Annotated in this window: 1 protein-coding gene; it reads right to left on the bottom strand. The window is 49.2% G+C overall.

What is annotated here, in order from left to right; translation table 11 throughout:
- A partial coding sequence (locus ACTHSW_RS10925) for a transposase (protein ID WP_440373930.1) occupies positions 1–252 on the bottom strand: 252 nt, incomplete at both ends.

The following is a 252-nucleotide window of genomic DNA, read 5'->3' as shown; positions in this document are numbered from 1 at the left end:
TAACGGGTTTTTGATAAATATCGGTTACGTTTGGTTTGTGCTTCCGACAGCGGATGTTTGCGGTGGGCTTTGCGCATCAGCCGATGCTCTTTCAGATGTTGCCTGTTTTCCTTACTGTCGTAGCCTTTGTCGGCATAGACGGTCGTACCTTTGGATAGGCCTTCCAACAAAGGCGACAGGTGTTTGCATTCATGGGCATTGGCAGGGGTAATGTGCAGTTTCTCAATATAGCCTTCCGCATCGGTACGGGTA

It is taken from the genome of Neisseria sp. P0008.S004, assembly GCF_051962755.1.
GTDB classification, from domain to species: Bacteria; Pseudomonadota; Gammaproteobacteria; order Burkholderiales; family Neisseriaceae; genus Neisseria; species Neisseria subflava_A.
This window is presented reverse-complemented; position numbering and strand designations above follow the sequence as displayed.